The 1,049-nt window shown below is 66.5% G+C and carries 1 protein-coding gene; it reads left to right on the top strand.

What is annotated here, in order from left to right:
- Positions 1-1,049: beta-ketoacyl reductase (locus ACFW47_RS35220; RefSeq protein ID WP_386308289.1), on the top strand; the 1,049-nt coding region annotated here is incomplete at both ends.

Raw genomic sequence — 1,049 nt, 5'->3', positions numbered from 1 at the left:
CCCACGCCCTCACCCACAACGAGCCCCAACTCGCCATCCGCAACGGCCAAATCCACACCCCCCGACTCACCCGCCTCCCCGACACCCCCACACCAGCCCCCACCCCATGGAACCCCGACGGCACCGTCCTGATCACCGGCGGCACCGGCACCCTCGCCGCCCACACCGCCCGCCACCTCACCACCCACCACCACATCCGCCACCTCCTCCTGACCAGCCGCACCGGCCCCAACACCCCCACCGCACACAAACTCAAAACCGAACTAGAAGAACTCGGCGCAACCGTCACCCTCGCCGCCTGCGACATCGCCGACCAAAAAGCCCTCGAAGCACTCCTGGCCCAAATACCCGACCAACACCCACTAACAGCCGTAGTCCACACCGCCGGACTCATTGACATGGCACCACTTCAGCAGCTGACACCCCAACAACTCACCACCGTCCTCCACCCCAAAATCAACGGAGCCTGGAACCTCCACCAAGCCACCCGCCACCTCACCCTCGACGCCTTCATCCTCTACTCCTCCCTCGCCGCCACCCTCGCCTCCCCCGGCCAGGCCAACTACGCCGCCGCCAACGCCTACCTCGACGCCCTCGCCCACCACCGCCACACCCAAGGCCTGCCCGCCACCAGCCTCGCCTGGGGCCCCTGGAACGACGAAGCCGGCATGATCCGCCACCTCAACCCCACCACCCGCCAACACACCACCCGCACCGGCTTCCCACCCCTGACCACAACCCAAGCCATCACCCTCCTCGACACCGCCCTCACCACACACCAACCCACCACCACAGCAACCAACCTCAACACCACCCACCTCACCCCCGACACCACACCACCCCTCCTCACCGAACTCACCCCCACCCAACCCACCACCACACCAACCACCACCCCCACCACCCAACCCACCACCCTCCAAGAACAACTCCAAAACCTCGACGAGCAAACCCGCCACGACCACCTCCTCACCCTCGTCCGCACCACCATCGCCACCGTCCTCGCCCACCCCGACCCCCACACCATCAACCCCCACCAACCCTTCAAAGAA

This window comes from Streptomyces sp. NPDC058796 (assembly GCF_042745235.1).
Lineage (GTDB): Bacteria > Actinomycetota > Actinomycetes > Streptomycetales > Streptomycetaceae > Streptomyces.
This window is presented reverse-complemented; position numbering and strand designations above follow the sequence as displayed.